Raw genomic sequence first — 16,247 nt, 5'->3', positions numbered from 1 at the left:
GGGTTGAGGGGGATTTATCCCCCCACAAGCTTTAAAGATACACTCAAACTTTAGTTTGTGTGTACTCTTTAAGGGGAGCTTGCATATACAACCTTAGCCCATACATACACATTTTTAAAAATCAAATTCAAGGTTGCAAGATTGCAAGTACCTAGATACCCTGCAATGTTGCAATGTTGGATTTTACATATTCAATTTCCAATACCAGGACTTACCTTTCTTTACTGAAACTACTTCTAATGATTTTTTTGCTTCGTCTAAAACCCTTTTTGAAACCCCAATTAAATTTGATTTTTCCAGTATTTCTATTTGAGATTTTTCTCCATCTTTCAACATATCTTTTAAAAGATCCTCTGCTAATTTCATTTTGCTTTCTGTTCCTGTTCCAGATAAAATATCCTCCATTGAGATATCATATTCACCAATCCATTTAAAGCCTTCTTCATCAATTTCAAATGCCATAGGCTTTCCTTCCTGTGCAAGACTGCTTTTATCATGACCGATAATTCTAATAGATGGCTTGTCTCTAAGTCTTCCTACAATTAAAACACTCCTGGCTGTAGCTTGAAAATCAATTGAACCTAATCCTCTGTAGGTTGACTTTGAATTACTGGATTTGTTCATGTGTCCTATCAATACGATTGCACAATTATGTCTTTCTGCTACATTCCCCAATTGTTTCAATACTGGCCTTATTTCATTTGCTCTATTCAAATCTACATTTGATCCCACATATGCCTGTATCGGGTCTAATATAACTAATCTTGCCCCCGTTCTGTCTATGGCTTCTTCGAGCCTTTCATCATTCATAGTTAATTCAGCTTCGCTTTCATCTATTACTAGTATCCGACTACAGTCTGCCCCAGATTTCAAAAGCCTCGGTTTTATTGTATCTTCAAGTCCATCTTCTGCTGTTTGATATATTATATTTATAGGCGTTGATTCTTCATTTAGCAGAGGTAGTGCTTCACCTTTTGAAAGCCACGCTGCCAATTGCAACATCAGGGTTGTTTTTCCAGTACCCGGGTCACTTTGAAGAATTGTTATTTTTCCATATGGAATATATGGATACCATAACCATTCTACCGCCTTTACCTCTACATCTTCCATATTTATAAGCTTTAACTCTTTTGTCATTTTGACCTCTTCCGTATTGTTATATACAGATGTCTTTGATATACTGTATTTGCGGATACTAATCAATGACATCTGTCATTTTTAGTATGAAAAAGTCTTTATCTTATTAAAGGCTTTTTTCATATAAAACTGTAATTTATTAATAAATGATATTTTTTTGTAAAAATTTTTTATAATATTCACCTCATTATTGTTTATTAATCTCTCTCATTATCTCCAATATTGTTTTTAAGCTTTCAAATTTAACTTCATCAAAATCGTTTATTGAGGCTATTCTCTTTAACTCTTTTTCTATAGAATTTAATTGTTCTCTAAATTCATTTAAAACCTTCCTGTCTCCTACTACAAGAAGTCTTTGCATTAAAGCGCTTTTTATGAGATATTCCTGCTTTGTATATCCACAAATCCTTACTTTGTTATCCAGGATGTCTCGTTCTTCCTTAGAAATTCTAAATCCTACTACAATATCCCTCTTTCTATTTTCAATCTTCGCTGTCTTCATTTTCATTTTCCTTTCTACGCTCAAAATCAAGTTTTTCCGCCATTACTTTTTGTTTACTTGGATACAAATGTGCATAGTCATAAGTTATGGTAATAGCTTCGTGTCCTGTTCGTTGAGCCACCTGAAGAACATCAAACCCCAAGTAAATTAAATAAGCTACGCTGCTATGTCTCAGATCATGAAGCCTTATTCTTTTTACTCCTGAAAGTTTTGATCCTCTATCCATCTCTTTATGCAAATAACTTTTTGTTATGTTAAATATCCTGTCTGTTGACATATATCCATAAAGTGAATCCATATAAGTTTTTAACTCATCACATAAAAATTCAGGCAAGTCGATAATTCTGTTACTCTTTTCTGTTTTGGGATCAGTTATATAATCCTTTCCTTCCAACCTCTGATAAGATTTGTTAATTCTCATTGTCCTTTTTTCTAAATCAATATCTTCTCCTGTTAGTGAAAGTAACTCTCCTATTCTCAATCCTGTATAAAACAGTATCTCATACGCAATATATGACATTGGTTTGTCTGATATGTGTTTTACAAATTCTCTGTACTCATCATGCGTCCAAAATTGCATCTCTTTGCCTTTAGCTTTCCCCATTTTTGCAACTGAATGAGCTGGGTTTTTGCTCAAATTGTGGATCTTTACACAGTAGTTCATAACTGAATTAAATTGATTTTGAACTGTCCTGAGATAGGTTTTTGAATATGGTTTTCCATTATCTTGCTTAAAGACCGTAAGCTCGTTTTGCCACTTTATAATATCAGACGGTTTTATCTGATTCACTTTCTTATTTGCAAAATATGGTAATATTTTTTTATCGATAATATGTTTTTTTGTAAGATAAGTATTATATTTAATTCTAGGCTTAATATCTTCAAGGTAAACTTTGACAAGATTTTCAAAAGTCATTTCTAAATCAAAATTTGTTCTTTGAAGAAATTCACGTTCCCAAGTCAGAGCTTCAGATTTTGTCTTAAATCCTCTTTTGCATTTGGATTTCCTTTGACCTTGCCAATCCTCATAATAAAATCTCAACATCCATGTTCCACGTTCGGTATCTCTGTATGCAGGCAATTGTTATCTCCTTTCAGCAAATTAATTAGCGGTTTTTTCACTCAGACCGTAGCATCTTTCTTCGAAATATTTGCGTGAAACGCGGCCACTGACAACTATAAAGCCTTTTTCCTGTAGTTCATCATTGAGCTTTCTAATAATTTTGTATCCGGTTGCAACCGAAACCTCTAAATCATTTGCTACTTCTTCTGCTTTTACAAATAATTTCTTTTCCATAATTTTTCTCCTCTCGTTTCAGAACTCAAAAGGTTCTGTTTTGTTTATATTATATAATTTGTATTATCATTGTCAAGCTTTAATTTTAAATAATTCTTTATACATATTATATTTTATGTTAAAATTGTCCCTAAAGAGGTGATTTAATGACAATTGGAGATAAAATAAAAAAAATTAGAAAATATAGGAATATGACTCAGAAACAACTTGGAATCTTGTGTGGATTTTCAGAAAATACTGCTGATGTAAGAATTCGACAGTATGAGAATAATTCTAAAATACCTAAAGAAGATATGTTGAAAAATATTGCAAATGCACTAAATATTAATGTGTGTGCATTAAATGAATCCTCACTCTATGCCGCTGAAGATGTTATGTTTAGTTTGTTCGAGCTTGATGATCATTACTCTATTCCATTGTTCAAAATAATTGATGACACGGATTCATCATTTCCCCAAGAAAGAATTGCCATTTCTTTTAAATATAAACTTATAAATGATTTCTTAAAAGAATGGTTAATAAGAAAAGAAGAATTAGCAACTGGAGTTATAACAAAAGAAGAATATTTTGAGTGGAAAATAAATTGGCCAGACACTTGTGATGATTGTGGCAAATTTGAACCTTCAAAAAAATGGAGAACAAATGATAAATCAAAATCTAAATAATGTATATAATTTTAAAAATAGCATACGCTTTTTCATAAATATAGACCAAATGAAATATCCGGATGACATTTCTGAATTCAATATTGGTAAATTATCTTGGTCAAAACCCTTTAAGTTTAGAATAAAAAAAGAACACGATAAATATCGTACTCTTAAAATACCTAATATACTAAATTTTGTAGCATCATACAATTACTACTGTTATAAAATCAATGATTTTGAGGATATCAAAAGTATATCAGATCCTCATAAAAGGCTCTCTGCAAATATACAAACTGGTGATTTTATTTCTGGAGAATATGATAAACAACTTGAAGGAGATTTTTCTAATCTATGTATATATGACAATTTAATAAAGTTAGACATAAAAGAGTATTATGGTAGAATATACACACACTACGTAATACCTAATAACGAAACAACTGATTCATACTTGAGCAATTTAAATTCTGGTGCAACTAATGGTTTATTAATGGGAAACTACATATCATTGTATTTTGCTGAAAAAGAACTTTCTATTATAAGCGATTCGTTAGAAACGCTCATTAGAGAAAACGATATCAATTGTAACTTTTCATATTTTTCCGATGATTTTTATTTTTTTTGCAATAAGGCTGATAACAATACTATCATTAAAATATTTGACCAAGTTCTTGAAAAACATAATCTTGAACGTAATGAGCATAAAAAAGAATTTCTGTCATATGAGTCCTTTAATAAAATCAATCTGGTTGCACGTTATTGGAAAAAACTTATTGCTACTTGTAATCAAAAATATGATGACAAATCAGAATCTAACAAATTAATTTTTATAAACTTACTAATTTATAACATAGATAAACTATCTAATGAGAAACTAAAAACATCATTTTTAATTAATTTCTTTAAAACAAAATATTTTAGAAATCTAAATCTTAATAAATTTATTTTAAAGAGTTATGATTATCATCAATTATGTTTTTTAATGAATTTCGCTCCAGAAATAATGCTATTTTCTATAGATAAGTTTGAAGCTATGACAAGTTTTAATAAAGACAAATTGAAAGAGTTTTTTAGAATAAGGTTCTTTGAATCTTTAAAAAAACAATTTAATGAAGAGCAATTATATTATTATTATTCGATAAAAATTTTTAAATTTGAAGATATCCTTATTTCCCAAAAAGAAAAAGTACTAAAATCAGACAATCAACTTCTTATATCATATTACTTAAAAGATAACATATTTGATGAAAAAGATATTAATGAATTAAGATTTGAAACAAGCGAAGAATACTGGTTTCAAAATTATCATCTTATATTATATTGTGAGGATTTATTATCAGATATTAATAATAGTATAATTAAATATCTTGTTCCTGAAAAATGTAAACCCAAAACGCTTGATGGTACTTTTAAAAATAATACACAATCTTACATTGATTTCTATAAATCAAATTTAGAATCAAAAATACCTATAATTAATGATATACCAATCGTAAAAGATAAAATTTCTTCTTACTTAGAATTGAAACATGATGAATATGATAAAAATTATGATCCTTCATATTATGATTAACCTATAATAATATCAAAATAATATCACAAACAAAACAAAAACCGTACAAACCTTTTAATTTCAAGGTCTGTACGGTTTTTGTTTACTATTCCCACTCTATCGTAGCTGGTGGTTTGCTCGTTATATCGTATACGATTCTGTTTATATGATCTACTTCATTTACTATTCTGCTTGAGATTTTTTCGAGTATATCATATGGTATTCTTGCCCAGTCTGCTGTCATAAAGTCTGTTGTTGTAACTCCTCTAAGTGCAAGTGTATAGTCATATGTTCTAAAATCTCCCATTACGCCTACGGTTCTTGTTGTTGTGAGGACTGCAAAGTACTGGTGGATGTCTCTGTCTATCCCTGCTTTAGCAATTTCGTCTCTGAATATGAAATCTGCTTCTCTGAGGATATCCAGTTTTTCTTTTGTTATTTCCCCCATTACTCTTATTGCAAGTCCTGGTCCTGGGAAGGGTTGTCTCCATACAAGGTATTCTGGAAGTCCAATTTCTAGTCCAAGTTTTCTAACTTCGTCTTTGAAAAGAAGTCTGAGTGGCTCTATAAGTTCTTTAAAGTCTACAAAGTCAGGAAGTCCTCCAACGTTGTGGTGTGATTTTATTACTGCTGCATCTCCTACTCCGCTTTCGATTACGTCTGGATATATGGTTCCTTGTGCAAGGTAGTCTACTGAACCTATTTTTTTTCCTTCTTCTTCGAATATTCTTATGAATTCTTCGCCTATTATTTTTCTCTTTGTCTCTGGATCAGCTACTCCTGCAAGCCTGTCAAGGAATCTTTTTTCTGCATCTACTCTGATAAAATTCATACCTGAGTTTCCAAATGCTTTTTCTACTTCGTCTCCCTCGTCTTTTCTCATAAGGCCGTGGTCTACAAATATGCATGTAAGCTGTTTTCCTACTGCTTTTGATATAAGCCCTGCAACTACTGATGAGTCTACTCCACCTGAAAGTGCAAGCAGGATTTTTCCATCGCCTACTTGTTTTTTGATTGTGTCTATTGCTATTTTTGCATAGTTTTCCATTGTCCAGTCGCCTGCGCACTCACAAACTTCAAAAAGGAAGTTCTTTATCATGTCTACGCCTTTTTGTGTATGGTTTACTTCTGGATGGTACTGCATTGCATATAGGTTTTTTTCTTTATTCTGCATAGCTGCTACAGGGCAGTCTTTTGTCTGCGCTATTTTTTCAAAACCTGCCGGCATTTGTGTTACGTAGTCTATATGGCTCATCCATACTATTGCTTCTTCTGGAAGGTCTTTGAAGAGTGGTGATGAGGTATCAAATTTTGTTTGAGTCTTTCCAAATTCATTAGCCTGTGCCTGCACTACTTCTCCACCAAGGGTATGGGCCATAAGCTGCATGCCGTAGCAAAGTCCAAGTACTGGTATTCCCAGATCAAATACTGCTTTGTCTATCTGTGGTGAGTTTTCTTCATAGACGCTATTGGGTCCGCCTGTAAAGATTATGCCTTTTGGGTTTATTTCTTTTATTTTGTCGATGCTTATCTTGTATGGGTGTACTTCGCAGTATACGTTGCATTCTCTGACTCTTCTTGCAATCAGCTGATTGTACTGTCCACCAAAATCTATTACCAGAACTATTTCATTTTTCATCTTCTATTCTCCTACCCGAGCGCTATAATTTGGCGCTTCTTTTGTAACTGTGATATCATGGGGATGACTTTCTATTAATCCCGCTGCTGTTATTTTAACAAATTCTGAGTCTTCCATCAATGATTTTATTGTAGAAGTTCCACAATATCCCATTCCTGCTCTGAGTCCACCCACCATCTGGAATATAAGATCTGACACTTCGCCTTTGTATGCTACCATGCCTTCTACGCCTTCTGGAACGAGTTTTTTTGAATTTTTTTGGAAATATCTGTCTTTTGAACCTTTTTCCATTGCTGCGAGTGATCCCATTCCTCTATATGATTTGAATGATCTTCCTTTATATATTATCATTTCTCCTGGAGATTCTTTTGTTCCTGCAAGAAGTGATCCAAGCATTACTGCTGATCCTCCTGCTGCTATGGCTTTTACTACATCTCCTGAATACTTTATCCCTCCGTCTGCTATAATTGGAGTTCCTGTTTTCTTTGCTTCTTCGTAGCAGTCCATTACTGCTGTTATTTGTGGAACACCTACTCCTGCGACTACTCTTGTTGTACAGATAGAACCTGGCCCTATTCCTATTTTTACACAGTCCGCTCCTGCTTCTATAAGTGCTCTGGTTGCTTGTTTTGTTGCTACGTTTCCTGCAATTATCTGAAGGTCTGGATATGTGTCTTTTGCTTTTTTAACTGCGTCTATTACTCCTTTTGAATGTCCATGAGCTGTATCTATCACTATTACGTCTATTTTTTTTTCAACTAATGCATCTATTCTCTCATGCATGTCTTCTGTAACTCCTACTGCCGCTCCACACAAAAGTCTTCCATTTTCATCTGTTGCTGAATCTGGGAACATTATTTTCTTTTCTATGTCTTTTATTGTTATCAGTCCTTTGAGCTTGTTATTCTCGTCAACTATAGGCAGTTTTTCGATTTTATGTTTTCTCAAGATTTCTTTTGCTTCACTTAATGCAATACCTTCTCTTGCTGTTATAAGGTTTTCAGATGTCATTGATTCTTCTATTTTTTTGCTGAAGTCTTGCTCAAATCTGATATCTCTGTTTGTTATTATACCAATTAGTGTGTGACTGTCATCTACTATTGGGACTCCTGATATCCTGAATCTTGCCATAAGTGCATCTGCTTCTTCTATTGTATTGTCTTTTTGAAGATAAAATGGATCTGTTATTATTCCATGCTCGGAACGTTTTACTTTGTCTACTTCTTCTGCCTGGCATTGGATAGACATATTCTTATGGATTATTCCTATTCCACCTTGTCTTGCTATAGCTATGGCCATTTCATGTTCTGTTACAGTGTCCATACCGGCACTCATTACAGGTATATTCAATTTGATTTTTTTAGTAAGAAATGTCTCCAGGTTTACATCATTTGGTAATACATTCGATTCTTGAGGCACCAAAAGTACATCGTCAAATGTTAACGCTTCTTTTAATAACTTTGCCATTTTTTACTCCTTTTGTAAAATATAAATTTAATAAAAATGTATAAAAAAACTCACACTGCTACACTCGGGTGCATGTGTGAGAGGTACTCAAACAAAGCACTCATAGTCAAAAATACGGTTTTTGGTAGATACACTGACCCATTTTGTCAGCCTATATGAGCGTTAAATTTTATTATACAATTTATTTGATAGTATTACTACATTTTTTTGATAATTTTAGCTGTTTTTTATAAAAAATCTGTGTTTCCGTTGTTTTTGTATACTAACAATAACAGAATTGAACAATATTGTCAATATTTGCCGTACACATTGATATTAATCCGTACATTTTCACTGATTTCTTTATAAACATTTTGTATTTTGGTTTAAAATTTTGTATGTTTTTGAAAATATTTTGTACTTTCCATCACTAAAAGCGGGATTAGTGGGAGTATGAACAGGTATTTTACCAGGTCTGCAGAAAGACTTGTTACTTCAAAAACTTCTGATATAAATGGTATTGTCAGCACCATTACGGTGAGTGCTATTCCTACTACAACTGCCCCTATCATATATTTGTTGGTAAGAATACCAACTTGAAGTATTGGCCTGTTGCTCCTTACATAGAATCCATATGCCAGCCTTGAAAGACATAGCGTTGAAAAAGCCAGTGTCTGAGCTGTTTTTACATCTGCAGTTTTAAGTCCGATTACAAATGCAATAGTAGTAACTATCGAGAGAAGGAAACCTTGCATTGCTATTTTCCAGATTAGTCCTCCTGCAAATATACTCTCATTTTTCTTTCTTGGTCTTAAATCCATAAGACTTTCATCTGATGGTTCAAATGCAAGCGCTATAGCTGGCAAAGAGTCTGTAACCAGGTTTATAAAAAGAAGGTGAAGGGCTGAAAATGGGTTTGGCAGTGCAAAAAGCGCCGCATAAAGCACTGTCAGGATTCCTCCAAGGTTTCCTGAAAGCAGGAACTGTATTGCTCTTTTTATATTTTCATAAACTGTTCTACCTTCTGATACCGCTTCTACTATTGTTGCAAAGTTATCATCTGCAAGGACCATCGCCGCTGCATCTTTGGAAACGTCTGTTCCTGTTATTCCCATGGCAACTCCAATGTCAGCCTGTTTTAGTGCGGGTGCATCATTTACTCCGTCTCCTGTCATAGCTACTATCTTGCCAAGGTCTTGCCATGCTTGTACTATTCTGATTTTATTCTCTGGTGAGACTCTTGCATATACGCTTATTTTTTCAAGTTTGTCTGCATATTCTTCTTGTGACATATTTTCAAATTCTATTGAATCGACGGCTATGTCTCCTTCTTCCATTATACCCAGAGTTTTTGCAATTGAAGATGCGGTCACCTTATGGTCCCCCGTGATCATTATCGTCCTTATTCCTGCTTTTTTTGCCCTTGCAATGGCATCTTTTACTTCTTCTCTTGGTGGATCTACCATAGCCATAATACCTATAAAGATATAATCTTTTTCGTCTTCCAGATCAAGTACATCATCTTTATGTTCAGTCATTGCAAACGCAAGCACGCGAAGGCCCTGTGAAGAATAGTTGTGGTTTTGTCTTATAAATATATCTTTTTCTTCTTCAGTCATATCATATATTTCATTTTCACGAAGTATTCTCGTACTCCTTCTAAGCAGGATATCAGGTGCTCCTTTTGTGAATAGATGATCTTTGTCCTTGAAGTTGTGCAGGGTCGACATGAGTTTTCTGTCTGAGTCAAAAGGTATGTCCGCAAGCCTCTGGTATCTTTTGTTGACTCTTTCGAGATCCATTTTATTCTTGATCGCAAAATTGAGAAGTGCTGTCTCTGTAGGGTCTCCTATTTCTTTACCGTCGCTTCCTATGCTGGAGTCATTGGCAAGCACTGATACCCCAACCATTGTTTCTGCGTTTGTTTTTCTTTCTATGGCCATATCTTCACCATCTATAGTGAATGTGTGGACTACTGTCATCTTGTTTTGTGTAAGAGTTCCTGTCTTGTCTGAACAGATTATTGATGCTCCTCCAAGCGTTTCAACAGCTGGAAGTTTTTTCACTATTGCATTTTTTGCTGCCATCTTGCTTGTACCTACAGCCATTACTATCGTAACAATCGAAGCCAGTGCTTCTGGTATAGCTGCTACTGCAAGTGCCACTGCAAACATGAATGCGTCTATAAATTCTGCGCCTCTTATCATGTTAAGCGCAAATATTCCTATTGATATAAAAGTTATTCCTATTCCAAGTTTTTTACTGAAATCATCGAGCCTCTCCTGAAGTGGTGTCTTTCTTTCTTTTGCACTTTGAATCAGGGTAGCTATCTTACCAATCTGGGTATCCATGCCTGTATGAGTAACCACAAATCTTGCTCTTCCATAAGTTACAAGGCCTGATGAAAACACCATGTTTATCATGTCTCCAAGTGCTACTCCTTCTTTTTCTATGGATTGGGAAATTTTGTCAACTGCAGTGGATTCTCCTGTCAGAGAACTTTCTATGACCTGAAGGCTGCTTGATTCTATTATTCTTCCGTCCGCTGGTATATAGTCTCCTGCGTCGAGCATTACAATGTCTCCACTCACCAGTTCTCTTGCTGGTATAGACAGGGCTTGTCCATCTCTTATAACTTTTGCTGATGGGGCTGAGAGTTTTTTAAGGCTGTTTAGCGAACTGTCTGCTTTTTTTTGCTGAACGACTCCAAGTATGGCATTTAGAATAAGGACTACCCCGATTGTTATAGCACTTTTTTCTTCTCCAAAGGCAAATGATACTCCTGCCGCTATTATAAGAATAATAATTAAAAAGTCCTTAAATTGATCCGCAAACATTGCAAGGGTTGTTTTTTTCTTCCCCTCTTTTAATTCATTATATCCGCTTTCTTCTATCCTGCTCTTTACTTGCTCGCTACTTAAACCACTTACCGTAGTCTTAAGCTCTTTCATAACTTGCGATGGATCTTGATTAAAATAATTCACGTCTTATTCCTTTCTCCAATTAAGTGCAATCATAACTTAATTATAACCAATTTTACAAAAAAAACTCAGAGACAGAATAATCCTGTCCCTGAGTCTGGTTATTTAATATGATGCCAGATTTTTCAATCATGATGTTGACATTCACAACAATTATTTCTATTTAGAAACGAATTGCTAACTACTCCCTCAAAGGGTAATAACATTATATTCTTTTTTTTAATTTTTGTAAACACTTTTTTATCTAAACAAGCTTAATCTGATGGAAAGTTTTCTTACCTTTTTTGATCATTATTATTCCATCTTTTGCAAGTTCTGCGTGTATATTAAAAGCTAAATCTGTGATTTTTTCATCATTCACCTGTACTCCGCCTTGGGTTACCAGTCTTCTGGCTTCGCTGTTTGAAGGAACCAGTCCTGTGACTTTGAGGGCATCTACTATAGTCATCCCTTTTTCAAGCTCTAATAAAGCTATTTCAGTTGTAGGGGCATTTTCGCTCGCTCCGTTTTTATTTGCAAACAACTCTCTGGCTGCGTTTTGAGCTTCTATAGCATCTTTTTCTCCATGAACAAGCTTTGTAACTTCAAATGCAAGCACTTCTTTAGCCTTGTTGATTTCTGAGCCTTCAAGTGATCCCAATTCTCTTACTTGGTCCATAGGAAGGAATGTCAAAAGTGCAAGGCATTTTTCTACCGATGCATCTTCAACGTTTCTCCAGTACTGATAAAATTCGTATGGAGATGTCTTTTCTCTGTCAAGCCAAAGTGCTCCAGCCATGGTCTTACCCATTTTTTTGCCATCCGAAGTAGTAAGGAGATTAAATGTCATTCCATATACCTGTTTGCCTTCTTTTCTCCTTACAAGGTCTGTTCCAGCTATTATGTTGGACCACTGGTCATCTCCCCCAAGCTGCATCTTACAGCCAAATGTCTCATTGAGCTTAAGGAAGTCATAAGCCTGCATTATCATATAGTTGAACTCCAAAAACGTAAGTCCGCCTTCTTTTTCCATTCTTGACTTAAATGCCTCTGCCTGAAGCATTCTGTTTACTGTGAAATGAGCACCTATTTCTCTTAGAAAAGGAATATATTCTAATTTTAGCAGCCAGTCTGCATTGTTTGCCATAAGTGATTTTTCATCTGAAAAATCTATGAAACGGGAAAGCTGCTCCTTGAATTTTTCTCCATTTTCTGCAATCTGGTCCTGAGTAAGCATCTGCCTCATATCCGCTCTTCCTGAAGGATCTCCTACCATAGTAGTCCCTCCTCCGATAAGAACTATGGGTCTGTGTCCAGCCATCTGAAGATGCCTCATTGCAACTGCCTGTAGAAAATGTCCTACGTGAAGACTGTCTGCAGTAGGATCGTATCCTGTATAAAACGTTACACTTTCATTGCCTAAAAGTTCTCTTATCTCATCTTCGTGAGTCGCCTGCGCTATAAATCCTCTTTCTTTTAAGATATCAAATACATTTACTTTTTCCATTCTGTCCTCCCGATTTTTATAATTATGTGCTAACTCATTTCTATAAGTTTTATTTCCAGAAGCTCTTTTATTTCTTCCATGGCAGCTGCTTCATCTGGTCCGTCTGCTTCGACTTCTATTTTATCCCCATACGCAACTCCAAGAGCCAGTATCCCTATTATTGACTTTGCATTTACTGCACGATTATTGAATATCAGATTTATTTCAGATTTATATTTGTTACACGCCTGAACAAATGTTGCTGCTGGTCTTGCGTGAAGTCCCAGTCTGTTCTTTATTTCGAATGCAACTTTTATCATTTTTCTATTTTCTCCTTTAATTCTTCGGCCATCTTTTCTATTTTTTTCAGCCTGTGATTGACTCCCGATTTCCCAAGAGGTTTTTCCATGATTTCGCCAAGTTCTTTGAGGCTCATATCCAGGTTTTCTACTCTGAGTTTTGCTATCTCGTGCAGATTTTCGGGAAGATAATCAAGCCCCCTTTTTTCTATAATGTAGTTTATACAGTCTATTTGCCGCATTGATGTGTCTACAGTCTTGTTAAGATTGGCTGTTTCGCAGTTTACAATCCGGTTTACATCATTTCTCATCTGTTTTTTAATCTTAACGTCTTCAAGATACATCAGTGCATTGTAGGCTCCCATAAGATTAAGCAGGTCAGTTATGTGCTCGCTCTCTTTTATGTAGACCACGTTATTGTTTTTTCTTGTGACTATTTTTGCATTCAGTTGATAGCTGTTTATTAGTTTCTTTAGATTATGACTTATTTCTATATTTACTGTTGAAAACTCCAAATGATAAGTCTTTGAAGGATCAGAAACTGATCCACTGCCAAGAAAGGCTCCTCTCAGGTAGGCTCTTTTTCCATCTTGTCTGGAAACCATACGTTTTGGTATGGTGCTCACCCAGCTTAGCTTTTCATTTTCTTTTTCAATTATACCCACTTTTTCAAGAATATCATTTGCTCCTTGATCATAAGAAACGCTTAGTGCATAAATGTAATTTTTTTTAAGATTACTGAGCCTGTTAACCTTTATTTCAGGAGCTATCCCAAAACAGTTTTTTATGAGTTTAAATACCTTTCTTGCAATTGCTGGATTTTCTGTATTTATTACGAATGAAAGTTTGTTAAAACCCATAAGTTTTAGTGTGCCGCTCATCCTTATAATTGCCGACAATTCCGAAAGTTGAACTCGTGGATTATCCGAAATCACCCTTGCAAGTTCATTTTTTACCTGTACTGAAAATGACATTATTTTTCACCCTTTTTAAAATAGTTAACAGCAACTTTAATAATTTCTCTTTCATCATCGTATTTTACGATATCGACAGCTCTCTCCATCTGAATATATCTGGCTTCAATAAATCCCTCTTCTTTTTGAGGCACGGTTTCGAGGCTTTTGGACCTCATCATGAACCAGTGCACAGTCTTATGAATCCGGTTTGTTTCGTCCCAGTTTTCTTTGTAGGTATAGTGTATTTCTCCCAGGTATTGTATAACTTCGGCTTGCGTTCCAGTTTCTTCTCTTACTTCTCTTAGAGCAGCTTCTTTCATATTTTCATCTTTTTCAATCCTGCCTTTAGGAAGGACCCAGTCACCATTGTATTTTCTAAGCAGAAGAATGGCATTATCGTAAATAACCACCCCGCCCGCGCTCTTTTCTATTCTCACGCCGTCTCCTTCCCGCTATAGTATATCTAACAGTATTTTTGCCACCTTTTCACTGTCATGAACTATCTGACCCGTTCCCGAAACTTTCAAAAGATTATCTTCTATTATTTGAACTCCAAGCTCTTGTATTTTTACCCTCTGTTCATCGTCTGCGTAGACTGGATGTTTATTTTCTTTATCGTATCTTTCAAGTATAACATTATCTATCATTTTATTGTTAATAAGCATGTAATCTATTTTTATGGTTTTTACGTGATCTATTATCTTTTCAAGATGTCCATAGCTGTCCAGACGGTCTGTCTCTCCTTCTTCACTCATTATATTACATATAAAGACTTTTTTCGCTTTACTTTTTATTATAGCTTCTGATATTTCCGGTATTATCAAATTTGCTATTATGCTTGTATAGAGACTTCCCGGCCCTATTACTATTATCTCTGCTTCTGATATTTTTTCTATAGCTTTTTTGCTGGCTCCTGGTTTTGATGGAATTAGCTCAAGCTTTTTTATAAAAGTTTTTTCTGTTATACATGTAGGTGCAATATTTGATTCACCAATGGCCACACTTCCGTTATCAAGCTTTGCAACGAGTCTTATCTGCTCGTTTGTGGATGGGATTACACAGCCATTTACTCCTATCATACCTGAAATATGGTCAACAGCTTTTTCAAAATCACCAAATATTTCATAGAGTGCCAATAAAAAAAGATTCCCAAAGCTCTGATTTTTAAGGCTTCCACTTTCAAACCTGTGATCCATAAGTTTTTCCATAATAGGGTCCATATCAGAAAGCGATACCAGGCAATTTCTGATATCCCCTGGTGGAAGCATCCTGTTTTCAGCTCTTATGAGCCCTGAGCCTCCTCCGTCATCAGCTACAGTAACTATGGCGCTGAGTGATTTTGTATGTTTTTTCAATCCTCTGAGAAGGTTCCCCTGACCTGTTCCTCCACCCAAAACTACTATATTTAGATCTTTATTGTCCATATTAATTTCCCATCTTTATATTTTTTAGTGTAATGTTATATCTCTGTGTTTTTTAAATATCTTATATTGAGAATCGGCAAATTTCTTATATATGAGATTTGCAAACGTTACGGAGCGGTGCCTTCCCCCCGTACACCCTATGGCAATTACAAGGTGTGTCTTGCCTTCTTTTTCATAATGTGGCAAAAGAAAGCCTATCATATCATACAGCTTTTCAAGAAATTCTCTGCTCGCTTCTGAATCCATAACATAATTTCTAACTATTTCATCGTCTCCAGTCTTTTCTTTGAGTTCTGGTATATAGTATGGGTTTGGAAGAAACCTCACATCAAAAACCAGATCTGCATCCATGGGTATTCCATGTTTAAATCCAAACGAAGTTATTGATACAGTAAGATTGTTTTTTTTGTTTCCGGTATGAAATGCATCCATTATACTTTTTCTGAGGTCTTTTACTGTCATATTTGTAGTATCTATGGTCTTTTTAGCTTTCCTTTTTATTGGAAGCAGGATGTCTCTCTCTTTTTGTATACCGTTAATTATGTTGTCTTCATTAGATAGCGGGTGTCTTCTTCTTGTCATTTTATATCTTCTTACAAGGACTTCATTGCTACAGTCCAAAAACAGTATCTCGCTGTTATTAGTCTGACTTTCTATAAAGTCCAGACTTGCCTGGAGACTTTGAACAAATTTGTATCCTCTTATATCTATCCCTATCGCTACTTTTTCAAGTGTTCCTTGTGATTGCAATCCAAGTTCATATATCTTAGATATCAGCTCTGGCGGAAGATTGTCTATGCAATAATATCCCAAGTCTTCAAAAATACTCATTACTTCACTTTTTCCTGAGCCTGACATACCTGTAACTATCACAAATTTCATAATATTCCTCCTTTGGTCAA

General features: G+C 34.8%; 15 protein-coding genes and 1 riboswitch. Of the genes, 2 read left to right on the top strand and 13 right to left on the bottom strand.

The genetic code is table 11. The features are described 5' to 3' along the window. Positions 1–183: 183 nt before the first annotated feature. The 4 genes from G558_RS0104140 to G558_RS0104125 all read right to left on the bottom strand — a co-directional run bounded on the left by G558_RS0104140 (position 184) and on the right by G558_RS0104125 (position 2,936). On the bottom strand, positions 184–1,137 hold the full coding sequence (locus tag G558_RS0104140) for an AAA family ATPase (protein ID WP_028829044.1): 954 nt from the start codon (positions 1,135–1,137) through the stop codon (positions 184–186). Between the two features lie 187 nt (positions 1,138–1,324). Continuing rightward, positions 1,325–1,639 (bottom strand): plasmid mobilization protein, encoded by a 315-nt coding sequence (locus tag G558_RS12340; protein WP_051188453.1) that lies wholly within the window; start codon positions 1,637–1,639, stop codon positions 1,325–1,327. Beyond that, positions 1,620–2,720 (bottom strand): site-specific integrase, encoded by a 1,101-nt coding sequence (locus G558_RS0104130; RefSeq protein ID WP_028829043.1) that lies wholly within the window; start codon positions 2,718–2,720, stop codon positions 1,620–1,622. Before G558_RS0104130 ends, G558_RS12340 begins: the two co-directional genes overlap by 20 nt. 21 nt (positions 2,721–2,741) lie before the next feature. After that, a complete protein-coding gene (locus G558_RS0104125) occupies positions 2,742–2,936 on the bottom strand; it encodes a helix-turn-helix domain-containing protein (protein WP_028829042.1) in 195 nt (64 codons plus the stop codon). A 146-nt stretch (positions 2,937–3,082) separates the two neighbouring features. Between G558_RS0104125 and G558_RS0104120 the strand changes: the two genes are divergently transcribed. Both G558_RS0104120 and G558_RS0104115 read left to right on the top strand, forming a co-directional pair. Next, positions 3,083–3,601, top strand: a complete 519-nt coding sequence (locus G558_RS0104120; RefSeq protein ID WP_028829041.1) for a helix-turn-helix domain-containing protein — start codon at positions 3,083–3,085, stop codon at positions 3,599–3,601. Next, the gene (locus G558_RS0104115; RefSeq protein ID WP_028829040.1) at positions 3,579–5,156 is read left to right on the top strand and encodes an RNA-dependent RNA polymerase family protein; all 1,578 of its coding nucleotides are present in this window, start codon (positions 3,579–3,581) and stop codon (positions 5,154–5,156) included. Before G558_RS0104120 ends, G558_RS0104115 begins: the two co-directional genes overlap by 23 nt. An 85-nt stretch (positions 5,157–5,241) precedes the next feature. Here G558_RS0104115 and guaA read toward each other — a convergent pair whose 3' ends face one another. The 9 genes from guaA to rapZ form a co-directional block, all read right to left on the bottom strand. Then, the gene (gene guaA, locus G558_RS0104110) at positions 5,242–6,774 is read right to left on the bottom strand and encodes a glutamine-hydrolyzing GMP synthase (protein WP_028829039.1); all 1,533 of its coding nucleotides are present in this window, start codon (positions 6,772–6,774) and stop codon (positions 5,242–5,244) included. 3 nt (positions 6,775–6,777) lie between these two features. Then, positions 6,778–8,241: an IMP dehydrogenase gene (gene guaB / locus G558_RS0104105; RefSeq protein WP_028829038.1), complete on the bottom strand. Its 1,464-nt coding sequence runs from the start codon at positions 8,239–8,241 to the stop codon at positions 6,778–6,780. Between the two features lie 83 nt (positions 8,242–8,324). Further along, positions 8,325–8,420: riboswitch (purine riboswitch) on the bottom strand. A gap of 186 nt (positions 8,421–8,606) precedes the next feature. Beyond that, positions 8,607–11,204 carry a cation-translocating P-type ATPase gene (locus tag G558_RS0104100; RefSeq protein ID WP_028829037.1) on the bottom strand — a complete coding sequence of 866 codons (2,598 nt, stop codon included), beginning with the start codon at positions 11,202–11,204 and terminating at the stop codon, positions 8,607–8,609. A 241-nt stretch (positions 11,205–11,445) separates the two neighbouring features. Further along, positions 11,446–12,687, bottom strand: a complete 1,242-nt coding sequence (gene tyrS, locus G558_RS0104095; protein WP_028829036.1) for a tyrosine--tRNA ligase — start codon at positions 12,685–12,687, stop codon at positions 11,446–11,448. Positions 12,688–12,716: 29 nt separating this feature from the next. Then, positions 12,717–12,986 carry an HPr family phosphocarrier protein gene (locus G558_RS0104090; RefSeq protein ID WP_028829035.1) on the bottom strand — a complete coding sequence of 90 codons (270 nt, stop codon included), beginning with the start codon at positions 12,984–12,986 and terminating at the stop codon, positions 12,717–12,719. Then, the gene (gene whiA, locus G558_RS0104085) at positions 12,983–13,939 is read right to left on the bottom strand and encodes a DNA-binding protein WhiA (protein ID WP_028829034.1); all 957 of its coding nucleotides are present in this window, start codon (positions 13,937–13,939) and stop codon (positions 12,983–12,985) included. Before whiA ends, G558_RS0104090 begins: the two co-directional genes overlap by 4 nt. After that, positions 13,939–14,358: an NUDIX hydrolase gene (locus G558_RS0104080; protein WP_028829033.1), complete on the bottom strand. Its 420-nt coding sequence runs from the start codon at positions 14,356–14,358 to the stop codon at positions 13,939–13,941. The genes whiA and G558_RS0104080 overlap by 1 nt, the downstream gene beginning before the upstream one ends. Before the next feature lie 15 nt (positions 14,359–14,373). Further along, the gene (locus tag G558_RS0104075; RefSeq protein ID WP_036931564.1) at positions 14,374–15,345 is read right to left on the bottom strand and encodes a gluconeogenesis factor YvcK family protein; all 972 of its coding nucleotides are present in this window, start codon (positions 15,343–15,345) and stop codon (positions 14,374–14,376) included. 24 nt (positions 15,346–15,369) lie between these two features. Beyond that, the gene (gene rapZ, locus G558_RS0104070; RefSeq protein WP_028829031.1) at positions 15,370–16,227 is read right to left on the bottom strand and encodes an RNase adapter RapZ; all 858 of its coding nucleotides are present in this window, start codon (positions 16,225–16,227) and stop codon (positions 15,370–15,372) included. Positions 16,228–16,247 lie beyond the last annotated feature (20 nt).

Origin of the sequence: Proteocatella sphenisci DSM 23131, assembly GCF_000423525.1 — a bacterium.
Lineage (GTDB): Bacteria > Bacillota > Clostridia > Peptostreptococcales > Filifactoraceae > Proteocatella > Proteocatella sphenisci.
Note: the sequence above shows the minus strand (reverse complement) of the source record. Positions and strands in the feature narration are given on the sequence as shown.